The 23,510-nt window shown below is 67.2% G+C and carries 17 protein-coding genes, 2 tRNA genes and 1 pseudogene; 14 read left to right on the plus strand and 6 right to left on the minus strand.

The features are described from left to right. Positions 1-3: 3 nt before the first annotated feature. From bcsB to bcsR, 4 genes are read right to left on the minus strand one after another with little or no spacing between them, the layout of a single operon-like run. Positions 4-2,250 (minus strand): cellulose biosynthesis cyclic di-GMP-binding regulatory protein BcsB, encoded by a 2,247-nt coding sequence (bcsB, locus tag ACGTNF_RS11085; RefSeq protein ID WP_394601779.1) that lies wholly within the window; start codon positions 2,248-2,250, stop codon positions 4-6. Positions 2,251-2,282: 32 nt separating this feature from the next. Further along, positions 2,283-4,826 carry a UDP-forming cellulose synthase catalytic subunit gene (gene bcsA, locus ACGTNF_RS11090; protein WP_394601780.1) on the minus strand — a complete coding sequence of 848 codons (2,544 nt, stop codon included), beginning with the start codon at positions 4,824-4,826 and terminating at the stop codon, positions 2,283-2,285. Then, the gene (gene bcsQ, locus ACGTNF_RS11095) at positions 4,823-5,554 is read right to left on the minus strand and encodes a cellulose biosynthesis protein BcsQ (protein WP_394601781.1); all 732 of its coding nucleotides are present in this window, start codon (positions 5,552-5,554) and stop codon (positions 4,823-4,825) included. The genes bcsA and bcsQ overlap by 4 nt, the downstream gene beginning before the upstream one ends. Next, positions 5,551-5,754 (minus strand): cellulose biosynthesis protein BcsR, encoded by a 204-nt coding sequence (gene bcsR / locus ACGTNF_RS11100; protein ID WP_394601783.1) that lies wholly within the window; start codon positions 5,752-5,754, stop codon positions 5,551-5,553. Before bcsR ends, bcsQ begins: the two co-directional genes overlap by 4 nt. Before the next feature lie 227 nt (positions 5,755-5,981). Here bcsR and ACGTNF_RS11105 point away from each other — a divergent pair. From ACGTNF_RS11105 to nadA, 10 genes and pseudogenes are all read left to right on the plus strand, one after another. Beyond that, a pseudogene (locus ACGTNF_RS11105) lies at positions 5,982-6,514 on the plus strand (integrase core domain-containing protein). Positions 6,515-6,546: 32 nt separating this feature from the next. Further along, positions 6,547-8,178 (plus strand): BcsE family c-di-GMP-binding protein, encoded by a 1,632-nt coding sequence (locus ACGTNF_RS11110; protein WP_394601784.1) that lies wholly within the window; start codon positions 6,547-6,549, stop codon positions 8,176-8,178. Positions 8,179-8,303: 125 nt separating this feature from the next. Next, positions 8,304-9,986 carry a cellulose biosynthesis protein BcsG gene (bcsG, locus tag ACGTNF_RS11115; RefSeq protein ID WP_394601786.1) on the plus strand — a complete coding sequence of 561 codons (1,683 nt, stop codon included), beginning with the start codon at positions 8,304-8,306 and terminating at the stop codon, positions 9,984-9,986. Between the two features lie 67 nt (positions 9,987-10,053). Next, a complete protein-coding gene (gene radD / locus ACGTNF_RS11120; RefSeq protein ID WP_394601787.1) occupies positions 10,054-11,859 on the plus strand; it encodes a DNA repair helicase RadD in 1,806 nt (601 codons plus the stop codon). Between the two features lie 86 nt (positions 11,860-11,945). Continuing rightward, complete coding sequence (locus ACGTNF_RS11125) at positions 11,946-12,941, plus strand: segregation and condensation protein A (protein ID WP_394601788.1); 996 nt, start codon at positions 11,946-11,948, stop codon at positions 12,939-12,941. Beyond that, complete coding sequence (gene scpB / locus ACGTNF_RS11130) at positions 12,938-13,849, plus strand: SMC-Scp complex subunit ScpB (RefSeq protein WP_394601789.1); 912 nt, start codon at positions 12,938-12,940, stop codon at positions 13,847-13,849. The genes ACGTNF_RS11125 and scpB overlap by 4 nt, the downstream gene beginning before the upstream one ends. Beyond that, the gene (gene rluB, locus ACGTNF_RS11135) at positions 13,849-14,703 is read left to right on the plus strand and encodes a 23S rRNA pseudouridine(2605) synthase RluB (RefSeq protein WP_394601790.1); all 855 of its coding nucleotides are present in this window, start codon (positions 13,849-13,851) and stop codon (positions 14,701-14,703) included. Before scpB ends, rluB begins: the two co-directional genes overlap by 1 nt. Positions 14,704-14,841: 138 nt before the next feature. Further along, positions 14,842-14,917 (plus strand) — tRNA-Lys (locus ACGTNF_RS11140). 42 nt (positions 14,918-14,959) lie between these two features. Further along, a tRNA-Lys gene (locus tag ACGTNF_RS11145) sits at positions 14,960-15,035 on the plus strand. A 279-nt stretch (positions 15,036-15,314) separates the two neighbouring features. After that, a complete protein-coding gene (gene nadA / locus ACGTNF_RS11150; protein WP_026068263.1) occupies positions 15,315-16,343 on the plus strand; it encodes a quinolinate synthase NadA in 1,029 nt (342 codons plus the stop codon). Between the two features lie 72 nt (positions 16,344-16,415). On the opposite strand, the gene ACGTNF_RS11155 is transcribed toward nadA, so the two are convergent. After that, complete coding sequence (locus ACGTNF_RS11155) at positions 16,416-17,327, minus strand: LysR substrate-binding domain-containing protein (RefSeq protein ID WP_152479651.1); 912 nt, start codon at positions 17,325-17,327, stop codon at positions 16,416-16,418. Between the two features lie 109 nt (positions 17,328-17,436). On the opposite strand from ACGTNF_RS11155, the gene ACGTNF_RS11160 reads away from it, so the two are divergent. Continuing rightward, entirely contained in the window at positions 17,437-18,696 is a 1,260-nt protein-coding gene (locus ACGTNF_RS11160) for a M24 family metallopeptidase (protein WP_394601793.1), read from the plus strand. Positions 18,697-18,772: 76 nt separating this feature from the next. Further along, positions 18,773-20,368 carry a BCCT family transporter gene (locus tag ACGTNF_RS11165; RefSeq protein WP_394601794.1) on the plus strand — a complete coding sequence of 532 codons (1,596 nt, stop codon included), beginning with the start codon at positions 18,773-18,775 and terminating at the stop codon, positions 20,366-20,368. 89 nt (positions 20,369-20,457) lie between these two features. Here the strand turns inward: ACGTNF_RS11165 and ACGTNF_RS11170 are convergent, their stop codons facing one another. After that, a complete protein-coding gene (locus ACGTNF_RS11170; protein WP_394601796.1) occupies positions 20,458-21,969 on the minus strand; it encodes a M48 family metalloprotease in 1,512 nt (503 codons plus the stop codon). 144 nt (positions 21,970-22,113) lie between these two features. Between ACGTNF_RS11170 and ACGTNF_RS11175 the strand changes: the two genes are divergently transcribed. After that, a complete protein-coding gene (locus ACGTNF_RS11175) occupies positions 22,114-22,362 on the plus strand; it encodes a sulfurtransferase TusA family protein (RefSeq protein WP_394601797.1) in 249 nt (82 codons plus the stop codon). Then, on the plus strand, positions 22,359-23,471 hold the full coding sequence (locus tag ACGTNF_RS11180; protein WP_016853614.1) for an AI-2E family transporter: 1,113 nt from the start codon (positions 22,359-22,361) through the stop codon (positions 23,469-23,471). The genes ACGTNF_RS11175 and ACGTNF_RS11180 overlap by 4 nt, the downstream gene beginning before the upstream one ends. Positions 23,472-23,510: the final 39 nt, after the last annotated feature.

Here is a 23,510-nt window from a genome sequence, read left to right on the forward strand (position 1 = left end):
GCTCTACTCCTTGCCGGCGTCCAGGCGACGCGCGGCGATACGGCGCAGGATGCGCCATAGCAGGAAGGCCGCCAGCAGCACGGCGAGCCCGGCGATGACCGCGATCCACCCGGGGTAGGCGGACAGGTGGTACCACAGCCACTGGTGCCACGACAGGTGGCCGACATAGTAGCGCTCGCCGACCCGCTGGCTGGTCACGCCCGAGTCGCGGAATAGGCTGACCGAGCCGTGAATCTGTGCGACCCGCGCCGGGTCATTCAGGGTGTCGTTGAGCAGGCGCTGGTCGGCAGGCCGAGGCGCGAGCATGGCGACCACGCTGCGTTCGTCGTGGTACGGCGAGGGCATGCCGACCAGCGCCGCCAGGCTGCCGTGGGCACTCACGGTGACCTCGCGGTCGGCGGGGTTCGCCTCGCTGCCGAGGTCGCCGGGGCGCGGGGACCCTGAGCTGGCGATGCGCAGGCGACTCCGCGCGTCGTCCCCGAGCGCCAGGACGGACTCGTGGTCGGCGAGGCTGTCGGGCAGGCCGCCGAGGGCCAGTACGTCGGCATCGATGTCGCGGGCGTCGCTCCAGTCATCGGTCAGGCGGACCGCCACGCCGGGATAGCCGGTCTGGGCACCGATGCGGCCCAGGCTGTCGAACAGGGTCGACAGCTCGCTGGCCGACGGTGTCTCGGGGGTCACAACAAGAGTCTGTGACAGGTCGGCGAGGCGGCTGAACGGGAAGCCGGCATTGGTGAAGGTACGCAGTGCCGGCATCGCCAGATAGTGGGGGAAGCCCGACAAGTCGATGGTCGACTGTTCGTCGATGCTGACCCGGTGGGGGACCGGCACCACGGTGCGACATTCCTCGGGCGAGGCGCCGCCCACGCGGTTGGCATAGGCGAAATCGAAACGCAGCTGGTTGAGGGCGCCCAGCTTGAGCGCGGGAATGTCGACACGGGGTTGCCGGCCCAGCCAGTCCTGCAGCACGGGGACCTGGAAGCCGTTGCTCCTGGCGTTGTCGCCCTCGGCGGTGAGCGGGAACGACTGCAGGTACTGGTTATTGATGCTCACGTCGAGTCGTGAACCGGCGTCCACGGAGGGTGGGGTGTAGCGATAGCCGAGTTCCAGGTCGACTTGGTCGTCGCTCCAGACGAACAGATCCGGTGGGATCCGCAGGTCGAGGTTCAGCGGGCGGGGTTCCATGCCATCGGCCTGCAGCTGCGTCGGGTAGTCGATCAGCTCGGCAAAACTCACGGGGCGGTCGGTGGGAATCCAGGCCGGTGCATCATAGGGAAAGCGTGGTTCCAGGGTATCGACGGCCTCGACGCTGGCACTCTGTCCGCGCAGCAGGACCTCGCCCAGTGCCAGGGCACGAGCGGCCTCGACCAGGTCGTCCGCATCGCGGCCGAGGATCAGCAGCAGCTTGGCATAGGGGGAGTCGGGATGGCCGATCAACTCGATGGTCGGGCCATCGACCTCGGGGTAGTCGGCGAGGAAGTCGGGGCGCTGGTCGTTGCTGGCGAGCACCACCGAGTGCTGCTTCGGCGGGGCATCGAAGGCCACCGGGAAGTGTTGCCCACGCCAGTCGGCGTGGGTACCGAACCAGGAGGCCACGATGCCGCCGGCCCGCTGCATGTCGGGGCTCGGTTCGGCGGGCATCACGAAGGGGATGTCCAGCGCGGCGTTGTCGCGCGGATAGAAGAACGGCCGGGGGAGCCGCGAGAGATCGTTGCCCAGAGGCAATGCCTGTTCACGCAGCGTCAGCGTGCTGGCCCCGTTGATGGCGACCCAGATGCTGGTATGAGAGGGATCCTCGCAGATGTTGGTGTAGTGACCGACGAGTTCCAGGCGCAGACGGTTGAAGTCGCGGATCAGGCGCGGATCGAGGTCGAGCTGGGCCCGCTGGGACTTGCCGGGCGCGTCGGCCTGCAGCGGCAGTGTGCCCATCAGGTCGTCGTTGAGGTAGACCTTGAGATGCGAGACCTCGCCCAGCAGAGACGGCGAGGGGGTATAGCGCAGGTCGAGGGTCGCCTGGGTGACCAGGCGGTCACCGCGGATGCCGAACTCGAGCTGGCGTGCAGGGGTCAGGCCGCTCAGTTCCAGCTCGCCGCCGGCGCTTTCCCCCAGGCGGAGCTGACGCTCGGTGACCGGAGCGGCATCGTCGGCGCTCGCGGCCCGGTAGAGTGAGGCTTCCTCCAGCGGTGTCGTCTGGGCCTGAGCGGGCAGGGCAATGGCAAGCAGCAGTGACAGAAGCCAGCGATAGCGCATCGAACACGATCCTTGTCTAGCAGTATGGGTTGTTATCCGGCGGGGGCGCTGGTCGGCCGGCGCGGGAAGAACGAACCCAGCCAGCCCAGCGAATGGCGCACCGACGGCGGGGCGTGCAGGAACAGGCGGCGATAGCCCTCGAGGCCGAGCCCCATGACGTCGCGCAGGCTCTGCATGGGGCGATCCTCGGCGATATCATCACGCCACAGTGACCAGGTGTCGGCGCGGGCGAAGGTGCACTGGATATAGGCAATGTGCTGCGGTAGCGACATCGGCGCCAGCATCAGACCGGCCTGGTCATCATGGCGATGGACCACGCGGGCCTCGAAGGCATGCTCGTGGCGTCCGCGGAACAACAGCAGCGTGACCGTCTCGTCTGGCTCGAGCATATCGCTCCGGGGCAGGCGGAGGCCGACCCCCGACTCGGCATAGTCGTGGAGAATACAGGGGAAGGCATGGCCGTCTTCTCGCACCACGGCGGCATCCTGGTTGACCCGCACACGATGATGGAAGCGTACCTGGCGGGCCTCTGCGGCCACGGCGATCGCTCCCCCCAGGATCATCAGGTTGTAGAGCGTCCAGACGAGGCTCACCAGCACGGTGGGGATCTCGTTCGTTGGCCCGACGTAGAGGCGCCAGCCGGCCGCCACGACCCCGGTGAGATTAAGCAGGATCAACAGCAGATAGGGGCGCGAAATCCCCCAGTCGAAATAGCGCCGGGCGACCAGCCCCCCCTTGGCGGTGACATTGAACTTGCCCTTGCGGGGGTTGATCAGGGCCATCGTGGTGGGGCGGGCGATATACCAGGCGAGCACGGCGTCGTAGATCTCGCTCCAGAAGCTGTGCCGGTGTCGCCCCTGGATGCGGGAGTTGGTCAGCCCCGAGTGGAACATGTGAGGGGCGACATAGAGCAGGATGGCCGCGGCCGGCGCATAGATGATGTAGGCATGCAGGAGCAGGAAGGCCAAGGGGGCCGTGAGGAAGATCAGGCGTGGAATGCCGGCCAGGAAATGCAGCATGGCGTTGACATAGCACAGCCGTTGGCCCAGCGACAGGCCGCGCCCCAGCAGGGGGTTGTCGAGGCGGAAAATCTGCACCATGCCACGTGCCCAGCGGATACGCTGGCCGATATGCGCCGACAGGCTCTCGGTGGCCAGGCCGGCCGCCTGGGGCAGGCGCAGATAGGCCGAGGTATAGCCGTGGCGGTGCAGGCGCAGCGAGGTGTGGGCATCCTCGGTGACCGTTTCCACGGCGAAACCGCCGATGTCCTCCAGGGCGCTGCGCCGGAGCACGGCACAGGAGCCACAGAAGAAGGAGGCATCCCACAGGTCGTTGCCGTCCTGTACCAGCCCGTAGAACAGCGTGCCCTCGTTGGGCATCTCGCGGAAACGCCCGAGATTGCGCTCGAAAGGATCCGGAGAGAAGAAGTGGTGCGGCGTCTGCAGTATGCCCAGGCGTGAGTCCTTCAGGAACCAGCCCATCGTCATCTGCAGGAAGGAACGCTGTGGCACGTGATCGCAGTCGAAGGTGGCCAGGAATTCGCCATCGGTGACGGTCATCGCATGGTTGAGGTTGCCTGCCTTGGCATGGCGATTGTCGCGACGCGTGATGTAGTTGATGCCGACCGAGGCGGCGAACTCGCGCATTTCCTCGCGGCGCCCGTCGTCGAGCAGGTGGATGCGCAGCTTGCTGCGCGGCCAGTCGATACCCAGGGCGGCCAGTACCGTGGGGCGCACGACATCGAGTGACTCGTCGTAGGTGGGGATCATCAGGTCGACCGTCGGCCAGCGTGTCGTATCCTCCGGCAGTGCCACGGGGCGACGATTGAGCGGCCAGATGGTCTGCACGTAGCCGAGGATCAGGATCAGCCAGGTATAGGTTTCGGCGCCGAGCAGCAGCAGGCCGCAGGTCATGTCCAGCGGGTCGTCCCAGTTCAGCGTCGAGGTATAGCGCCACCACAGGTAGCGGCACGAGACGGTGATCGACAGCACGATCAGGACCAGGGTCGCCAGCCGGCCGGGGATGTTCTTCACGATCATGGCGATGCCCCACAGCAGCACCACGAACACGGCCTGCGCCGTGAGCGAGAAGGGCTGGGTGATCACCAGCAGCATCAGCATGGCCGCCAACAGGCCCATGGCCAGCAGTGGCCAGGAGGACGCGTCGTCTGTCTCGGGAACGGGGCGCCGGACGGCAGGGGCCAGGCGTTGAGGCAGGGACGCCAGTATCTGTCGATACCTCTCACGGGCCCTCGCCCGGCGTGAGGGTGGCCGTGTTTGGCCGGTCGATGCCCGGTGGCGTTTAGGGCGCAGCATGATCAACCAGACGATCTGAAGCAGGTAGCGCAGGGGGTCGGCCAGGCCCGGCCGGCGGCGCCGGAGGTGGCCAAAGGCATGTCCATGGCGGGCGAAAAACGCTCGCCAGGCCGGTGATTCGAAGCGCCACAGGGTCCAGCCGAACAACCAGCACAGGGTCAGAAGAAGGGCGGTCAGCGGACCCGCGCCGCGCTTGTCGCGCAGGGCGCGATAATAGCGCGACAGGGGAGCCATCAGGCGGCGGCGCAGCAACAGGGTCATGTCGGCGAGGCTCCATGCCGGGCCAGCAGCCAGGCCGCCAGGCGATGGAGATCCTGGCTGGCGAGACTGTCGGGCCGATGGCTGACCACGCCACGCTTGTGGGCCAGGGCCTCGAACATGGCCTCGTCGCGATGGATGCTGAGGGGCACCAGCCAGTCGCCATGCCGCTGCTGCCACAGGACATGCAGGTCACTCTGCAGAGAGCTGCGGGCCGACAGCCGATTGATCAGCAGATACTCGCCGACGCTGATGGTATGGGCCTCGAGCAGGGCATGGCAGGCGGCGTCGGCCTGGCTGACCAGTAGCCAGGTATCCGCCACGCGACGCGCCTGACGCTGTGCCAGCCGGTCATGAGCCGGTACGTCGATCACCACCCAGCGATAGGCATCGGCCTCGAGCGTGGCCAGTCGCCGTTGCCAGAGTTCCGGGTCGTCGTGGGGCTCGTTCCCAGTATGTCCGGCCTCGTCGCAGTGGCCATAAGGCAGGAAATGCAGCTGGGCGCCCTGCACGTAGGCGGCTTCATGCCAGGCACGGCCCTCATGCGGGGCCTGTGCCCAGCCTCGGGGGTCGTCCCAGGCGTGGTTGAAGTGAAGCCGCAGCAGGTTGCGTGGGTCCAGGTCGAGACACAGCACCGCATCCCCGGCCTGGGACAAGGCCTCGGCCAGGCCGGCCGCCACCGAGCTGGCGCCGGTGCCGCCCCGCAGGCCCTGCACGGCAATGACCTTCACGTGGTGCGCCCCGCACGGGAAAGCACCGTTTCGGCCAGCAGTGGCCAGCGTGCCAGATCGGCCGACAAGCGTTCCTGTTCGGCGATGTTGTGGTAGGGAAAGTCGGGCAGCCCCGCCTTGTGAAGCAACGCACGGGTATCGTCATCGTAGCGCGGCGAGGCAGGGGCATGATGGGGAATGATCAGGTCATGGATCGACATGCATCACCTCGATGATCGATGGTCGGACGGTGGGGCAGGTAGCCTGATAACAGCTAAGCAATTAGTACCATTTCAGGATGATTTTTGCATCTGGCAAGCCTGCACGGTCGCCGACTCAGCCCTGCGGTGTGGCTTGGCATGGGGACCGGATGATCAGGTCGCTAATAGAAGTTATTCTCTGCGAGCCGCCAGCGGTCTTCTTGAGCTACGCAGCCGGGAGCAGGCTCATGGATATCAAGCTGCATGAGCAAGCGACCACCACACCGGCTATCCGAGCCGAGATCCAGGCAGCGTCCTGCAGCAACACGGATAGCGAGTTGGCCCGCCAGTACGGCCTCGCCACCGCAACCATACGGCGCTGGCGGTACCTTAACGATGCTCACAATGCCAAATGCTTCACCGATCGCGTCACACGGGCCGATCTGAAGTGGTCCAATTGAAGCGAAGACCCAGCGGAGACCATGCGTCCGACCAAGAATGCCAAGTCCATGGCATCGAGCACTGTCTGATCAAGCCGGGTGGACCCCAGGCGAAGGGCATGGTGGAGCGTTTCAACGGCCATATCAGCGACGTGCTGGCGAACCCCTCGGGCGAAGACCTGGAGCAGATGCTGAAGCGATATAGGTGGCTGTACAATCACCACATTCCGCAGAAGGCACTGCACCATCAGTCGCCGATCGAGGCGATGAAAGAATGGCAGACCAAGCCCCCTGAGTTATTGACCAAGAGGGCGGTTGATCGCGCGGGAGCCGGAAGGTAGGGAATTGATTCGCCATGTCCAAGGAATGACTTATGCCGTTGTCGTCGGATCCGGTGTTGATGCGTTCGGAGCGCCATCATTATTCGTTGGGCATCGAGGGGCTGTGGCCCGAGTTCGATGCCTTGCGCTGTCCTGGCCTGTACTGGCTGCTGGCTGACCGGCCGGCCCAGGCGGATGCCTTGATTCTCGGCATGTTGGCTGGCGCCACGGCCGAGTCGCGCGTCGACTGGATCGCCGCCGCCGATCACGCTCGGCAGTCCGCCGAGGGCCTGCCTCCCCACGCGGGGCCGGGACTCCTGAGTTTCCTGGCGTTGCCCGAGAAGATGACGGCCGAGGCCTGGATGCGTCTGCCCGACGATCTTGCGCGAGCGCGCCGAGGGAGGCGCACGGCATCGCGGCTGGTCATCCTCGAGATCGAGGCCTCGGCGATCGACGGCGCGCTTCATGAGAGCGATGAACTCGCTCGATGGTGTCGGCGATGGCGCGATTGGGCCGATGCGCATCTCGCCTGCGTCGTGATCGTCAGTCATGGTGCGCGGGGGCTGGCGATGCGTGGCCGCCTGCATCCTTACAACGATGCGCTGGATGGGCTGGCGCATCTGCAACCCATGGGGGACGAGGGGCGTTTCCTCGTCGTCCATTGGCGCAGTGACCTGCGCGTCTGTGGAGGGCGTGATCTGACCCTGGCGCGTGCGGCGTCAGGATGGCGCCTGCTGACCTCGTTGACCCAGGACGAGATCGCGGGCAGTGACGATCATGAATATCTGGTGCAGCGCGAGGTGCTGCAAGGTGCGCCAGCGTTGTCCGAGCACTGGCATGTGCATGATTCACCACGGGAGGTAGTGGCCCAGGCGGTCAATGCCCAGGCCTCGACGGTCGTGCTGGGCGTGGGGCAGGCCGATGATATCGAGGCGACGGCTCGCTGGATGCACGGCCTGAGGGCCCAGCGGGGGAATGCCATCAAGCTGGTCGTTCGCGAGCTGTCGCCTTGTCTGCGCTACCGCGACGAGCGCCTGCTGTGGGCGTGCGGGGTGACGCTGGTGGCCGGTGCCTCGCTGACCCTGCCGCAGTTCCTGAGTCGCCTCGAGGGCATTCAGGGGCAACGCTTCACGCGCCAGGTCGGCCCCGATTTCGACGCCATCGTTGACTCCTTGAAGCCGGTCACGTCGGGAGGCGTGGTGTCGCCGACGAGCTTTCTCGAACGGGTCGAACGGTGGCTGGATAGCGCATCGAGCGAGGCCGTTGGTAGTCTGATGGTGGTCCTGCAGCCGTCCGGGGGATTGTCTGCCGACCAGGCGCTGGAACAGTGTCGACTGCATCGGCACGGTGACATGGCGACGGTCATGGAGGGCAGGCTTCATCTGTTCCTGTTCGGCTGCCGCGCGATCGATCTGGATGCCGCCTTGAAGCGCCTGTTCGGGCTGCCCGCCGCGGCACTGTTCGAGTCGCGGGAATACTTCGATACGCCCGAGTCGGTGGCGCTGGAGGTGCGCCGCAGGGTCGAGGTGGGGTGGGATGCCGTGAACCAGCAGGCGGCCGCCCCGGTATCGCCGGCGTCACCAGACCTGTTCACCAACGTTGCCCACGAGCCTGTCGCGATACCGCGCCCCTGCGCGCTGCGTCTGCGTAACGACCCTGCACAGGAGGACTCAGCCCATGAGTGAACACTGCATACTGGTGGGCCTGACAGGAATCGCTGTGGGGCTGATCGCGAGGCCGTGCTGGCGGTCCGTCACCCGACTTTCTTCACGACGCCCGCGCCTCCTGTCGCGTCAGGGGGTAAGGCGTCGTGCTTTGGCCGACAAGGATACGTCACGGCATGAGCCAAACTGAATCGATCGCCGCTACCTCGCCCTTCCCGGTCAGTCGCTACTGGCGTGGGCTGGGGCTGTGGAACCTGTACTTTCTCTGCAAGCTGGGGCTCTACTGGCAGGGGGCAATCGATTTCGATGCCTTGTCCAACCTGGTGTTCGCCGCCTTTCTGCTGGTTCCGCTGCCGCCTCTTTGGCTGCATAGCTTGCGCCATCTGGTCGCGATACCGATCGGTGTGGTGCTGTTCTACCAGGACACCTGGCTGCCGCCGTTCGAGCGCCTGCTGGCGCAATCGTCCCAGGTCGGCGCCATGAGCCCGGCGTACCTGCTCGAGCTGGCCAGTCGTATTGTCAGCTGGCACTGGGTCGGGGCATTCTTCGTGCTGGCGGTGGGGTACGGGTTCGTGGCGCCCTGGCTGCGGGTGACCGTCCCGGTGGTGCTGGCGCTCGTCTGGCTGGGCGTGGCGCCGCTGGTTCCCGGCGGCATATCGGGGCCGGTGCGTCCCGCCCAGACGGTGTCGCCCGGCTCGCCTGCCCAGGCGAATGGTGTCACGGGGCGCGGCGCGGCGCCCGTCCCCGCACCGGCCGAGGAAGCCAGCGACAGCGTGCTCGATGATCGCCTCGAGGCCTTCTACGCCGACGAGCGGCAGCGCTATACGGCCTTTACCGAGCGGCCGAGCGGGGCGGCGCCCTTCGATATCCTGTTCCTCAATGTCTGTTCGCTATCGTGGGACGATATCGCCGTGGCCGGTCTCGAGGACCACCCGCTGCTCGATTACCTGGACGTGGTCTTCGATAACTTCAATTCGGCGACCTCCTACAGCGGCCCGGCGGGTCTGCGCCTGCTTCAGGCCAGTTGCGGCCAGCCGTCCCACGAGGCGCTCTATGGCGATGTTCCGGCGCGCTGTTATCTGTTCGACAACCTGGCCGAGCTGGGTTTCGAGTCGTCGATGGTGCTCAACCATGACGGCCATTTCGATGATTACCTGACCCTGTTGCAGCGTGAGGGCGGGCTGGATGTGCCGGCGATGTCCACCGCCGGAATGGACGTGCCGATGGTAGCCTTCGATGACTCGCCGGTGTTTCGCGATCTGACCATGCTGCGGGAATGGGAGGCGCAGCAGTCCGAAGGGCCCGAGGTGATGTTCTACAACACGGTCACCCTTCACGATGGCAATCGCTACGTCGGCCAGCGTGGCTTCGCCGAGTACGACGTGCGACTGCGTCAGCTGTTTGATGATCTGCTGGCGTTCCTGAAACAGCTCGAAGCCGAGGGGCGCCGGGTCGCCGTCTTCATGGTGCCGGAGCATGGGGCCGCCCTGCGCGGGGACCGGATGCAGTTTGCGGGCATGCGTGAGGTACCCAATCCCTTGATCACCCATGTGCCGGTGGGCGTCAAGCTGATCGGCCTGGAGACGCCGCGTCAGGGCGAGCCACGGCATGTATCCGAGCCGAGCAGCTACCTGGCCCTGTCGGAATTGACCGCCAGGCTGGTCGGCAGCGATGTATTCGGGGCGGCGTCGCCCGACTGGTCGACGCTGCTGGCCGATCTGCCGGTCACGCCCTCGATCTCGGAAAACGAGGCGGTGGTGATGATGCCGTATGGCGGCGTGCCCTATATCCGGCTGCAGGGGGATGGCTGGATGCCTTATCCGCAATAGCCCGAGGCGGTTTGGGCGATGGTTCTGGTATGGGTATCATGCGCCAGCATTCCGATGGTGATTTCTCATGTCAGCACCCTCCCGGGCCATGTCGCCTCCTCAGCTTCGCCCCTACCAGCGGCAGGCGGTCAGCCGCGTGGTCGAGCACTTCCGCGCCGGCGACGATCCCGCCGTGGTGGTGCTGCCCACCGGCAGCGGCAAGTCGCTGGTGATCGCCGAGCTGGCCCGCCTGGCCCGCGGCCGGGTGCTGGTGCTGGCCCACGTGCGTGAGCTGGTCGAGCAGAACCACGCCAAGTACCAGGCCTATGGGCTCGAGGCCGATATCTTCAGCGCCGGCCTGGGGCGCAAGGAAACCGCGCGCCAGGTGGTGTTCGGCTCGGTACAGTCGGTGGTGAGGAACCTGGACGGCTTCGACGACGATGCCTTCACGCTGCTGGTGATCGACGAGTGCCACCGGGTATCGCTGGACGAGGATTCCAGCTATCGGCGGGTCATCGCCCACCTGCGCGAGCGCAATCCGCGGCTCAAGGTGCTGGGCCTGACCGCCACGCCGTACCGGCTGGGCCAGGGCTTCCTCTATCACCGCCACTATCACGGCATGGTGCGCGGCGGCGACGACTGCTTCTTCCGCGACTGCGTGTTCGAGCAGCCGCTGCGGCTGATGGTCAAGCAGGGCTACCTGGCCGAGCCGCGGCTGGTCGATGCCGCCGTCGAGCGCTACGACTTCTCGGCCCTCGAGCCCGGCAGCGGCGGCCTGTTCCAGGAGGCGGAGCTGAACCGGGTGGCGGCCGGCAATCGGGCGACGCCGGCGATCCTCGAGGAGGTGATCGGCCACGCCGCCGAGCGCGCCGGGGTGATGCTGTTCGCCGCCAGCGTGGCCCACGCCGAGGAGGTCCTCGGCTATCTGCCCGCCGACGAAGCGGCGCTGATCACCGGCGTCACGCCGGCCGCCGAGCGCGAGGCGATCATCCAGGCCTTCAAGGCCCGCGCGCTCAAGTACCTGGTCAACGTGGCGGTGCTGACCACCGGCTTCGACGCGCCCCACGTGGACCTGATCGCGATCCTGCGGCCCACCGAGTCGGTGGGGCTCTATCAGCAGATCGTCGGGCGCGGCCTGCGCCTGGCGCCGGGCAAGCGCGACTGCCTGATCCTCGACTACGCCGGCAATCCCTGGGATCTCTATGCCCCCGAGGTCGGCAGCCCCAAGCCGGCCGGCGACACCGAGCCGGTGCAGGTCGAGTGCCCGCAGTGTGGCCACGCCAACCTGTTCTGGGGCCGGCTCGACGGCGAGATCGTCATCGAGCACTTCGGTCGCCGCTGCCAGGGGCTGGTGGAGAAAGAGCGTGGGGATGGCGCGGCGTCGGGCGCCGGCAAGAGGCGGCAGTGCAGCTTCCGCTTCCGCTTCAAGGTCTGCGATCAGTGCGGCGCCGAGAACGACACCGCGGCGCGGCGCTGCCACGGCTGCGAGGCGCTGCTGGTGGACGCCGACGACAAGCTGCGCGAGGCGCTGAAGCTGCGCGATGCCCGGGTGCTGCGCGTCTCGGGCATGCAGCTCGAGGCCACCGTCAACGGCCGTGGCCTGCCGCGGCTCAAGGTCGTCTATCACGACGAGGACGGCGCCACCCTGGCCGAATGGTTCGCCCTGGAGACGCCGGCCCAGCGCGGCGCCTTCGCTGCGGCCTTCCTGCGCGAGCACCTGCGTGCCCCCGGCACGCGCTGGTCGCCGACCACGCCGGAGGAGGTGGTCGCCGAGCAGCACCGGCTGCGCGCCCCGGACTTCGTGATCGGCCGCAAGGCCGGCCGCCACTGGCAGGTGCGGCGCAAGCTGTTCGACTACACCGGCCGCTATCGCCTCGCCGCCGAGGCGGGATGAGTCACGGCTTACCCTGATCCTCGCCGCTTGGTAGACTGTGCGGTCGATCATTCGCCGCCCCACCAGCTACCGGAGGCCTGCCCCGCGTGAGCGAGACGCCCCCGTCCACCGAGACACCCGACGACGCCCCGGGGTCCCCCGCCGACCCGACCGTCGCCGAGGGCGCCGGGGCGGGCGACGCCGAGCAGCAGGCGATCACTCAGAGCGCCGCGGTGCTGGGCCGGCTGTTCGACGAGCCGATCACCGAGCTGCCGGAGGATCTGTATATCCCGCCGGAGGCGCTCAAGGTCTTCCTCGAGGCCTTCGAGGGGCCGCTCGACCTGCTGCTGTACCTGATCCGGCGCCAGAACCTGGACATCCTGGCCATCGACGTGGCCGCCATCACCCACCAGTACATCGAGTACGTGGAGCTGATGAAGGCCATGGAGATCGAGCTGGCCGGCGAGTACCTGCTGATGGCGGCGATGCTGGCCGAGATCAAGTCGCGCACCCTGCTGCCCAAGCCGCCGAAGGAAGGGGGGGACGAGGAGGAGGAGGATCCGCGCGCCGAGCTGATCCGCCGCCTGCAGGAGTACGAGCGGCTCAAGAACGCCGCCGAGGCGCTGGCCGAGCTGCCGCGGCTGGGCCGCGACTGGTTCCCGGCCCGGGCGGCGCTGCCGCCGCTGGAGAGCCGGGTGGTGCATCCCGACGTCGAGCTCGACGAGCTGCTCGGCGCCCTGGCCGGCATCCTGCGCCGCGCCGAGCTCAACCAGGCGCACCAGGTCAGCCGCGAGACGCTCTCCACCCGGGAGCGCATGCTGGCGATCATGGAGCTGCTCGACTTCGAGCGCTACACCGCCTTCGAGGCGCTGTTCACCCTCGAGGAAGGCCGCGCCGGCGTGGTGGTGACCTTCATGGCGATCCTCGAGCTGGCCAAGGAGTCGATGATCGAGATCGTGCAGAACGCCCCGCTGTCGCCGATCCACGTGCGCGCCCGGGGCGGCCCGCAGGACGACGAGGCGCAGGACGCCTACGCTGACGACGAGCCAGAAGGGGAGAGCCCCTTCGCGGATGACGACGACCGAGGGAGCGAGTCGCCATGACCGCCATGGAAATTCCCGATGCCCTGGACGAGATCCTCGAGGCCGCGCTGCTCGCCGCCGGCGAGCCGCTCTCGCTGGAGCGGCTGGAGAACCTGTTCGACGACCACGAGCTGCCGCCCCGGCGCGCCCTGCGCGAGGCCCTGGGGCGCCTCGAGACGCGCCACCAGCGCGGCGCCATGGAGCTGCTGGAAACGGCCTCGGGCTACCGGCTGCGCATCCGGCCGCGGCTCTCGAGCTGGGTCTCGCGGCTGTGGGACGAGCGCCCGCAGCGCTACTCCCGGGCGCTGCTCGAGACCCTGGCGCTGATCGCCTATCGCCAGCCGGTGACCCGCGGCGACATCGAGGAGGTGCGCGGCGTCACCGTCAGCGGCCAGATCATGCGCACCCTGGTCGAGCGCGGCTGGGTGCGGGTGGTGGGCCATCGTGACGTGCCGGGGCGCCCGGCGGTCTATGCCACCACCCGCAGCTTCCTCGACGACTTCGGCCTCAAGACCCTCGACGAGCTGCCGCCGATGCACGAGCTCAAGGGCTTCGAGGAGGCGGAGCAGACCCTCGAGGACACGCCGCCGCCGCCCCAGCACGACCTGCTGGCCCAGGCGGACGAGCCCGTCGACGAGGGCGACGAACGGGAAAAACCCCACGAGGAGGTGGCGGAAACGGACGATCGGTCCGACACTGCCCCCCGCGACGACACCCATGAAGAGACGACCGCCGCCGAGGCCACCGCGCCTGCGGCCGGCGAGACGACGGCCGGGACGGCCGACGATGACCACGCCGGGACGGCGTCCGAGCGGACAGGCCTGAGCTTCGCCGATCTCGAGGCCCGCCTGTCCGAACGTGCCCGGGGCCGCGTCGACGATGATGCTGCCCCGGGGGCGGAATCCACTACCAGCGAGACAGACGACTGATGAGTACCACCACCGAGAAACTGCAGAAGGTCCTGGCCCGGGCCGGCATGGGCTCGCGCCGCGAGATGGAAGCGGCCATCGCCGACGGCCGGGTCAAGGTCAACGGCCAGGTGGCGACCCTGGGCGATCGCATCGAGCCCCGCGACAAGGTCGCCCTCGATGATCGTCCGGTCACCCTGCGCGCCGCCGAGGAGGTGCCGCGGCGCGTGATCATGTACAACAAGCCGGAAGGCGAGCTGTGCACCCGCAAGGATCCGGAAGGGCGGCGCACCGTGTTCGACCGCCTGCCGCGCCTCAAGGGCGAGCGCTGGATCGCCATCGGCCGCCTCGACATCAACACCAGCGGCCTGCTGCTGTTCACCACCGACGGCGAGCTGGCCAACCGGCTGATGCATCCCTCGACCCAGATCGAGCGCGAGTACGCCGTGCGCGTGATGGGCGACGTGCAGCAGTCCCACGTCACGGCGATGGCCGAGGGCGTGATGCTCGACGACGGACCGGCACGCTTCACCGACGTGCAGGAGTTCGGCGGCGAGGGCATCAACACCTGGTTCCACGTGGTGATCATGGAGGGCCGCAACCGCGAGGTGCGCCGCCTGTGGGAATCCCAGGGGCTGACCGTCAGCCGCCTCAAGCGCGTGCGCTACGGCAACATCTTCCTCGACAAGCGGGCCAAGGCCAGCGAGTGGGTCGAGCTTTCCCAGGAGGAGATCGACGACCTCGCCGGCATGGCCGGCCTGCCGGCGCGCAAGGTGCCGGAGCTGACGCCGGACGAGAAGAATCGCTGGAGCCGCGACAAGCACAAGCGTCGTCCGGTGCAGGCGATGCGCAAGCCCAAGTCGCGTCGTCAGTAAGGCGCGCATAACGAGGAAGGCTCGCCGGCGAACGGCGCCGCGGGCCTTCCCGAGTCGGCAGGCGAGAAAATTCGCCTGAAGGTGAAAAAGCGCTTGCCATGTCGGGGGCATATCCGTATTATCTGCACCCGTTCGGAAGGGTCGTTAGCTCAGTTGGTAGAGCAGTTGGCTTTTAACCAATTGGTCGTAGGTTCGAATCCTACACGACCCACCAACCGAACCTGGATTCATGGCGACTGAGCCGCCATGCATCAACGGGTCGTTAGCTCAGTTGGTAGAGCAGTTGGCTTTTAACCAATTGGTCGTAGGTTCGAATCCTACACGACCCACCAGATTCGACGCCCCTGCCTCCCCGAGGCAGTGGCGTTTTTTGTGCGCGCCCGGAAATCGGTGCCGCTTGCAAGCGGGACGGGACGACGTCATGCTCCACGCTTGTTCTTTCGTCTTGCAGGACGCGTGTTCGGCGCGGTTTCCGGCTAGAATGAAAGCGGGTTGGCCAGGGCGGAAGACGCCGCGGCTGGCCCACGGTGTGTCGCGGCGTGCGGAGCGCACGCGTGTCGGCACCTGGTGCAATGCAGGGGGAGCCCCTGCCGGTCACAGTGGTAGACACGATGACGATCATGACTTCCCGTGCCGAGCTGCGTGAGCAGCTGGCGCGTACCTATTGCCCCACGCGCATTCCCGCCGAGGACGAGGCCCGCATCGAGGAGATCAAGCGTCTGCTCGAGGCCAACAACGCCGTCCTGGTGGCCCACTACTACACCGATGACGCCATCCAGCAGCTGGCCGAGGAAACCGGCGGCTGCGTGGCGGATTCCCTCGAGATGGCTCGCTTCGGCGCCCGCCATCCGGCCGACACCCTGGTGGTGGCCGGCGTGCGCTTCATGGGCGAGACGGCCAAGATCCTGTCGCCGGAGAAACGCGTGCTGATGCCGACGCTCGAGGCGACCTGCTCGCTGGACGTGGGTTGCCCGGCCGACGAGTTCAGCGCCTTCTGCGACCAGCATCCCGATCGCACCGTGGTGGTCTACGCCAACACCTCGGCGGCGGTGAAGGCCCGTGCCGACTGGGTGGTGACCTCGTCGATCGCGGTCGAGGTGATCGAGCATCTCCAGGCCCGCGGCGAGAAGATCCTGTGGGCGCCGGACAAGCATCTCGGCGGCTACATCCAGAAGCAGACCGGCGCCGACATGCTGCTGTGGGACGGTGCCTGCATCGTCCACGAGGAGTTCAAGGCCAAGGGCGTCGAGGACCTCAAGGGCCTGTACCCGGACGCCGCGGTGCTGGTGCACCCCGAGTCGCCGTCCACGGTGGTCGAGCTGGCCGACGTGGCGGGCTCCACCTCCCAGCTGATCAAGGCCGCCAAGGAGCTGCCCAACGAGGAGCTGATCGTGGCCACCGACCGCGGCATCTTCTTCAAGATGCAGCAGGCGGTGCCCGAGAAGACCCTGTTCGAGGCGCCCACCGCCGGCAACGGCGCCACCTGTCGCAGCTGCGCCCACTGCCCGTGGATGGCGATGAACGCCCTGGACAACCTGGCCGGCGCGCTGCGCGAGGGCACGGGCGAGATCCAGGTCGGCGACGAGCTGCGCCGGGCCGCGCTCAAGCCGCTGACGCGGATGCTCGAGTTCAACGCCTGACCGGGCCCGATCTGTGTGGCACCCAAGAGCCCGCGACCGTGTCGCGGGCTCTTCGCGTTTGAGGGGGAGGCGTCACTCGCGGGTGTCCAGCAGCCAGTCGTGCAGCCTGGCCACCGGCTGGGTCGGCGCGTGGTTCAGGTTGAGCCCCAGCCAGTAGTGGCGTCCCGTGCGCAGGCCGATCTCACCGAGGCGCTCGAGGCGCCCCTCCCCGAGCCGGGCATCGATCTGATGACGGGTGCCCAGCGCGACGCCCTGTCCCTGTTCGGCGGCCTCGATCAGTGCGGCGTAGTGGCTGTAATGCGCACTAGGCGTCAACCAGTCGGTGTCGGCCCCCAGCCCCTCCAGCCAGCGTCGCCAGTCCACCCAGTTCGGTTCGATGCGATCGAAGTCCAGCAAGGCATGATCGCGCAGCGCCGACACGCTATCGAGCCTGCGGCCGTGGAGGTCCAGATAGCCCGGGGAGGCCACCGGGAAGAGCTCCTCGGCGAACAGCGGCGTCAGCTGCCAACCGTCATGCTCCCGCACGTCATACAGCACGGCCAGGTCGACCTCGTCGCCGAGCAGCTCCGAGGTGATGTCCGAGGTGAGCAGCCGGATGTTGCCGCCCGGGTCGTCGTGTGCCCGGTCGAAGCGGCGCATCGCGGGCCCCAGCCACAGCTGAGACATGGCCGTGTTGGCCGACAGCACGATGCCCCGAGGCGGCGTGGCGGCGCTGACCGCCTCGACGGCCTCGCAGAGGAACTGCAGGGAGGCCCCGACCTTGGTCTGCAGGTAGTGGCCGTCACCGGTGAGGGCGACCCGACGGCCGTTGCGCACGAACAGCGACACGCCGAGGTGGTGCTCCAGCTCCTTGATCTGCTTGCTGACGGCGGCCTGGGTGACGTGCAGTTCCTGGGCCGCCAGGGTGAAGTTCAGATGCCGGGCGGCGGCTTCGAAGATCAGGAGGCCGTTCAGCGGAGGGAGGCGGTGTCGAAAGCTCTTCATAACCTCAGGTTGTCAAAAAGGGTGAAAAAGGACGGCATATACAGGATCAGGGGAGGTTCCTAGACTCTTTCTCGTTCGAATTCCCCCTTCCTCGACGAGAGATATTCCCATGGCAGACATCGATTGGCATGCCGAACGGCAGGGCCTCGAGCCTCTGGAACTGCTGGACGCCGCCCCGGAAAGTCAGGGCATCAAGCTGAAGGAAGTGCGCCTGTATCGCCTCCAGCGTGTGCGTGAGCAGATGGCTCGGCATCGGGTCGATGCCTTGATCGTGTCCGATCCCGTCAATATCCGCTACGCCACCGGTGCACGCAACATGCAGGTGTTTTCGGCGCGCAATACGCCGGCTCGGTACCTGCTGTTGACCCAGGATCGTTCCATCCTCTTCGAATTCACCGGCTGCGAGCATCTGGCCGCCGGCCTGGAGACCATCGATGAGGTGCGCCCGGCGATGACCGCGAGCTTCGTCGCCGCGGGTGACGACATCGCGTCTCGTGAGGTGCGGTGGGCGACGATGATGGCCGGTGAGATTCGCCGCCTGGTGGGAGCTTCGCCGCGGGTGGGCATGGAGCGCATGAATGCCGGAACGGCCATCGCCATGTCGCGGCAGGGCGTCGAGGTGGTCGATGCCCAGCAACCCCTGGAGCGGGCCCGCGCCATCAAGTCGTCGGAAGAGCTCAAGTGTGTGGTCGCCTCGCTTCGCGCCACGGAGCGGGCGGTGCACAAGCTGCGTGATGCCATCCGTCCGGGGATCACCGAAAACGCCCTGTGGTCGGTGCTGCATCAGTCGGTGATCGAGGAAAACGGTGACTATTGCGAGACACGGCTGCTGAATTCCGGGGCGCGCACAAACCCCTGGTTCCAGGAGACGGCGACCAAGCGGCTGGCAGCCAACGAGCTGGTCGCTCTGGATACCGACGTGGTGGGGTGTCACGGCTACTATTCCGATTTCTCCCGCACCTTCCACGTCGGCCCGGACCGTCCCAGTGCGGCGCAGCGCGAGCTGTATCGGCTGGCCCATGAGCAGGTACACCACAACCTCGGCATCCTCGAGCCCGGCATGACGTTCCGTGAATACTCCGAGAAAGCCTGGAACATTCCCGCCAAGTATCATGCCAACCGCTATTACCTGTCGGCCCACGGCTGCGGCATGACGGGGGAGTTCCCCTATCTGTATCACCATCACGACTATCAAGATGCCGGCTATGACGGTGTCATCGAGCCCGGGATGGTCCTTTGTGTCGAGAGTTACATCGGTGCCGAAGGCGGTCACGAAGGCGTCAAGCTCGAAGAGCAGGTCGTCGTGACAAACTCGGGTATCGAGCTTTTGACGCAATTCCCCTTCGAAGAAGCGTTGCTTGGCGAATAAGGCCACTCGTTTGGCCTGAGAGGAGGCTGCTTATTCTTCGCGCTAATCCTGCCCATGACATAACGAGGTTCTTTGCATGAAACCCACTATCATCATCGATAGATGCCCCGAGGGCATCTATCGTGGATTGAATCTGCCGGTGACCCTGATCAGCAAGCTCGTGGTTGCCGCCCTGGTCGTTTTCGCCGTGGCATTTCCCGACCAGGCCGTCGGCGTCCTTGGCTCCATCAATGCGGCGATGCTGTCGTCTTTCAATGCCTACTATATCTATGCCGTCGGGCTGATGCTCTTGTTCTGCCTGATCGTAGGCTTCGGGCCTTGGGGAAGCATTCGCCTGGGGGCACCGGAAGATCGCCCTGAATTTTCTCGCTTTGCCTGGTTTTCGATGATGTTCGGGGCCGGCATGGGCATCGGGCTCTTGTTCTACTCCATCGGCGAGCCGCTGTCGCATTTCCAGCAGAATCCGGCGCTGATCGAGGAGGGCATTGCCCCGCAGAGTGCCGAAGCCGTATTGAGCTCCATTCGCTATACCTTCCTCCATTGGGGGCTGCATGGTTGGGCGATCTACACCACGGCCGGGCTCGCCATGGCCTTCTTCGCCTACCGCATGGGGCTGCCGTTGACGATTCGCTCGACGCTGTCGCCGCTGTTCGGCGATCGCCTCAATGGTGTGCTGGGGCACCTGATCGACATCATTGCCGTCGTGGCCACCACGCTGGGCATCGCCACGACCATGGGGGCCGGCGTGAGCCAGCTGGTGTCCGGGGTCGAATTCGTGACCGGCATCGACAGCCTGGTCGGCCCGGACGGGGCCCCGGGAGCCCTCCCCTTGATGATCACCCTGCTGGTGGTGATGAGCCTGTCGACGCTGTCGGCGGTCACCGGCGTCAAGCGGGGTGTCAACTGGCTCAGTCAGTTCAACATGGCGCTCTCCATGGTCTTGCTGGCGGTGTTCGTGGCGTTCGGTGCCACCGGCTTCGCCTTCCACCTGATGGGGGAGAGCCTGTTCGACTATCTGGCAGCGCTCCCCGAGATGAGCGTCGAGATATGGCCGGTGTCATCCGATCTCGGCCAATGGCAGGTGGACTGGACCATCCTCCAGCGAGCCTGGTTCATCGCCTTCGCGCCGTTCGTCGGCCTGTTCCTGGCGCGCATTTCGCGAGGCAGGACCCTGCGTGAATTCGTGCTGGGCTGCGTCGTGGTGCCGAGCCTGATGTGCTTCGTCTGGATCCTCTTCCTGGGCGGGACCAGCCTGCAGCTCGAGGTCTCCGGGGTGGCCGGCGGGCAAGTGATCGAAGCCGTCAACAACAATATCGCCTCGGTGCTGTTCGTCACCATCGACTTCCTGAACCTTTGGGGGCTCGAAACCGCGATCGTGATCATGTCCGTGCTGCTGATCATCACCTACCTGGTGACGTCTGCCGATTCCGGTGTGCTGGTGCTCAACACCATCATGGCGGGAGGAGACAGCGAGCCGGCACCGCGCCATCGGGTGATCTGGGGCGTGCTGATGACGCTGGTGGTCGGCTCCTTGCTCCTGGCGGGTGGCCTGTCGGCGATCCAGAAGGCCATGCTGATCGCGTCGTTGCCCTTTTCGGCATTGATGCTGCTGATGTGCGTCTCCATGCTCAAGGCCCTGCTCGGCGGCCAGGCTCGGCACGCACCGGCCTGACAGGGCATGAACCCTTGGCCGCCGGTTCGACGGTGGCCTTCCCCGTAAGACCTTCCGCCTCATCGATGGAGGCATCGCCAGGCCCCGGCCTAGCGAAACGTCTCCATCGTCTCCCGGTAGCGGACGAAGGCCTCGCGGCGCTGCTCGATGCGCGCCAGGGTATTCGGGTCGCCCTCGTTCTTGGCGATGTCGCTCGCGACCTCCAGCTGTTCGATGCCGCGGTCGATGCGGCCGGTCAGCTGCAGCTGCTCGGCCCGGGCGAGATGCCCCCAGGCGCGGTGGCCGCTGCGTCCGGCGGCCTCGGCCAGCAGGGTGAAGACCTGGGGATTCTCCGGCTGGCGGGCGGCCAGTTCGCGCAGCACGCGATAGGCCTCGCCGGGGTCGCGCTGCAGCAGCGCCTCGCCCAGCAGCAGGCTTGCCGGCGCGTAGCCGGGCATCAGCCGCAGCTGGTGGCGGCTGCGGCGGATGGCATCGTCGATCCGGCCCGCGTCGAGGGCGACCTGGGCGGCCGTGGCCGGCAGCAGTGCCAGGTCCGGCAGCTGCGCGGCCAGGGCCTCTAGGGTGGAGAGTGCCGCGTCGGTCCTGCCTTCCTGGGCGTCGATCAGCGCCGTGACGTAGCGCCGGGCCGCGCGTGGCGCGTCGTCACGCTGCAGCCGCGTCAGCGCCTGTCGAGGCGCCTGGTCGTGGATGGCGAGCAGGGCCCGGGCGCGGACCATCTGGTATTCGGTGTCATCGCGGCGGTTGTCCCCGGCCGGCAGCTGGGCGACCCGCGCCTGTGCGTCGCTGATGCGTGACTCGGAGACCGGGTGCGTGAGCAGGAATTCCGGCGGATGGCCGCCCTGCAGGGCGGCCATTTGCTGCATGGAGCGGAACATCTCCACCATGGCCTGCGGATCGTAGCCCGCGTTGGCCAGCGTCTGCAGGCCCAGGCGGTCGGCCTCGCGTTCGAAGCGTCGCGAGTAGGCGAGCTGGTCCTGGAACAGGGCGGCCTGGGAACCCATGGCGGCGGCGATGCCGGCGTCACCGCCGCCGCCGGCGGCGAGCAGCATGCCGGCGAGCATGGCGGCCATGGCCGGCAGGCGGGTCTGCTCGGCGCGCCGCTGGCCGCGGGCGTAGTGGTTCTGCGAGAGATGGCCGAGCTCGTGGGCCAGCACCGAGGCCAGCGGCCCCTCGCCCTGGGCGAAGGCGAACAGCCCGGCATTGACGCCGATCACCCCGCCGGGCACGGCGAAGGCGTTGAGCCGCTCGCTGGCCACCAGGGTGATGACCGGGTCGACGCCGCCGACCCGGCTGTAGGGCAGCAGGCGTGCCACCAGCGAGGCCAGGTAGTGCTCGGCGAGCGGATCCTGCCACAGCGGGGCGTGGGCGCGGAACTGGCGCAGCCAGGCGCGGCCGAGCCGCGTTTCCTCGCCGCTGACCGCCTGAGTGTCGCGTTGGGTCAGGCTCGGCAGCTCGAAGGTCGGCGATTCGTCGAGGGTCGAGGGGGTGGTGGCCCGGTCCGGCAGCTCGAGCGACAGCGTCTGGCCGGCGGCCGGGGCGCTCAGTGCCAGGCTCAGGGCGAACGCGGTCAGGCGGGGCAGGGGGCGACGCAGCATGGCCATCCTCGGTCGTCGGGCGCACGCTCGGGCGCGCGGGGCTGTTCCCTCCGACATTGATTCAGCGGGGAAAGTGCCTTTAAATCGCAGGCATTCATGCCGTTCGCGACGATGAGCGCGACGGCTTCAGGCATTCTCGCGGGAGACGACATGGCTGTGCAACCCGACGACGTCCTCGATGCCAGAGGGCTTTCCTGTCCGTTGCCTCTGCTCAAGGCCAAGCAGGCGCTGTCGCGCCTGGCCCCCGACCAGGTGCTGGAAGTGATGGCCACCGATGCCGGTTCCTGGCGCGACTTCGAGACCTTCATCGCCCAGAGTGCCCACGAGATGCCGGCCCGCGAGGAGCGGGGCGAGGTCTATCACTACTGGATCCGCAAGGGTGGGGAGGTCGGCTCATGACGCTGCGTTCGCTGCTTCGCGGCTGGGTCGATCACTATCTCTCCGACGAAGAGGCGGTGATCCTGCTGGTGGTCCTGGTGCTGGGCTTCGCGGTGGTGATCTGGCTGGGCCAGATGCTGGCCCCCTTCCTCACCGCGCTGGTCATCGCCTTTCTGCTGCAGGGCGGGGTGAATGCCCTGACCCGGCGACGGGTGCCGCACTTCCTGGCGGTGATGCTGGTCTACCTGGCCTTCGTCGGCGTGGTGCTGGCCATGGCGCTGGTACTGCTGCCGCTGATCTGGACCCAGCTGGTCAATCTGCTGCAGGAGGCGCCGCGCATGTTCGCCAGCGGCCAGCAGCTGCTGGCCGATCTCCAGGCGCGCTATCCCGATCTGGTGACGCCGGCCCAGATCCAGGACTGGGTGGGCATGGCCGGTCGCGAGGTGACGCAGCTCGGCCAGCGGGCGCTGTCGCTGTCGCTGGCCTCGCTGGGCAACGTGGTGGGGCTGATCGTCTACCTGGTGCTGGTGCCGATCCTGGTGTTCTTCATGCTCAAGGATCGAGACCTGCTGGTGGGCTTCACGGTCTCGCTGTTGCCGCGCCGCCGCGGGCTGATGACCCGGGTGTGGCAGGAAATGGACGCCCAGATCGCCAACTACGTGCGTGGCAAGGTCACCGAGATCGTGATCGTCGGCACCGTGTCCTTCTTCACCTTCGCCTTCTTCGGGCTGCCCTATTCGGCGCTGCTCGGCGTGCTGGTGGGGCTCTCGGTGCTGGTGCCCTACATCGGCGCCGCCGTGGCGACGGTGCCGGTGGCGGCGGTGGCCGGCTTTCACTTCGGCGTCGGCGACCAGTTCCTCTACGTGCTGGTCGCCTACGGGGTGATCCAGGCGCTGGACGGCAACGTGCTGGTGCCGGTGCTGTTCTCCGAGGCGGTCAACCTGCATCCGGTGTCGATCATCCTGGCGGTGCTGTTCTTCGGCGGCATCTGGGGCTTCTGGGGCATCTTCTTCGCCATCCCGCTGGCGACCCTGCTCAAGGCGCTGGTCTATGCCTGGCCGCGGGGCATCCAGCAGCATCGCCAGGAAGAGGCCGCCCACCGCGCCCCGGACGGCGCCGACGAGGCCTGACGACACCATCGCGCCGGCCCGGCCGGGCCGGCGCGCTCG

The sequence above is a fragment of the Halomonas sp. B23F22_10 genome, assembly GCF_043496975.1.
GTDB classification, from domain to species: domain Bacteria; phylum Pseudomonadota; class Gammaproteobacteria; order Pseudomonadales; family Halomonadaceae; genus Halomonas; species Halomonas smyrnensis.

Bases quoted from the DNA above. Each gene is read 5' to 3' on its own strand.
- bcsB (WP_394601779.1), bottom strand. From the start codon at position 2,250: ATGCGCTATCGCTGGCTTCTGTCACTGCTGCTTGCCATTGCCCTGCCC.
- bcsA (WP_394601780.1), bottom strand. From the start codon at position 4,826: ATGACCCTGTTGCTGCGCCGCCGCCTGATGGCTCCCCTGTCGCGCTAT.
- bcsR (WP_394601783.1), bottom strand. From the start codon at position 5,754: ATGTCGATCCATGACCTGATCATTCCCCATCATGCCCCTGCCTCGCCG.
- ACGTNF_RS11110 (WP_394601784.1), top strand. From the start codon at position 6,547: ATGCCGTTGTCGTCGGATCCGGTGTTGATGCGTTCGGAGCGCCATCAT.
- radD (WP_394601787.1), top strand. From the start codon at position 10,054: ATGTCAGCACCCTCCCGGGCCATGTCGCCTCCTCAGCTTCGCCCCTAC.
- scpB (WP_394601789.1), top strand. From the start codon at position 12,938: ATGACCGCCATGGAAATTCCCGATGCCCTGGACGAGATCCTCGAGGCC.
- rluB (WP_394601790.1), top strand. From the start codon at position 13,849: ATGAGTACCACCACCGAGAAACTGCAGAAGGTCCTGGCCCGGGCCGGC.
- nadA (WP_026068263.1), top strand. From the start codon at position 15,315: ATGACGATCATGACTTCCCGTGCCGAGCTGCGTGAGCAGCTGGCGCGT.
- ACGTNF_RS11155 (WP_152479651.1), bottom strand. From the start codon at position 17,327: ATGAAGAGCTTTCGACACCGCCTCCCTCCGCTGAACGGCCTCCTGATC.
- ACGTNF_RS11160 (WP_394601793.1), top strand. From the start codon at position 17,437: ATGGCAGACATCGATTGGCATGCCGAACGGCAGGGCCTCGAGCCTCTG.
- ACGTNF_RS11165 (WP_394601794.1), top strand. From the start codon at position 18,773: ATGAAACCCACTATCATCATCGATAGATGCCCCGAGGGCATCTATCGT.
- ACGTNF_RS11170 (WP_394601796.1), bottom strand. From the start codon at position 21,969: ATGGCCATGCTGCGTCGCCCCCTGCCCCGCCTGACCGCGTTCGCCCTG.
- ACGTNF_RS11175 (WP_394601797.1), top strand. From the start codon at position 22,114: ATGGCTGTGCAACCCGACGACGTCCTCGATGCCAGAGGGCTTTCCTGT.
- ACGTNF_RS11180 (WP_016853614.1), top strand. From the start codon at position 22,359: ATGACGCTGCGTTCGCTGCTTCGCGGCTGGGTCGATCACTATCTCTCC.